At 71.9% G+C, this 263-nt stretch carries 1 pseudogene; it reads right to left on the reverse strand.

Annotation, left to right across the window (positions count from 1 at the left end):
• Positions 1-25: 25 nt before the first annotated feature.
• Positions 26-263: pseudogene (locus SB753_RS38310) on the reverse strand (hypothetical protein); the annotation flags it as partial.

Here is a 263-nt window from a genome sequence, read left to right on the forward strand (position 1 = left end):
GTGGTGCTGATCGGGTGGTGCAGGGCTAATCGGTCGCTCGCGACGAGCGCCCGGGGACGGCTCGGAGCGCGAGCCAGGCGGTGGAATCCGGGGGCAGCTCACCGTCGAGCGGGGCGCTGGCGAGAAGCACCTCATGATGCGCGGGGAGAGGCACCGGCACGGCACCCAGGTTCGTGATGCTGACGGTGCCGTCGCCGCGGCGGAACGCGAGGATGTCTGCTCCGAGCTCCAACCACTCCAGGGCGCTGCCGGCGAGATCCGCG

The sequence above is a fragment of the Paraburkholderia sp. SIMBA_053 genome (assembly GCF_046534895.1).
GTDB lineage: Bacteria > Pseudomonadota > Gammaproteobacteria > Burkholderiales > Burkholderiaceae > Paraburkholderia > Paraburkholderia caledonica.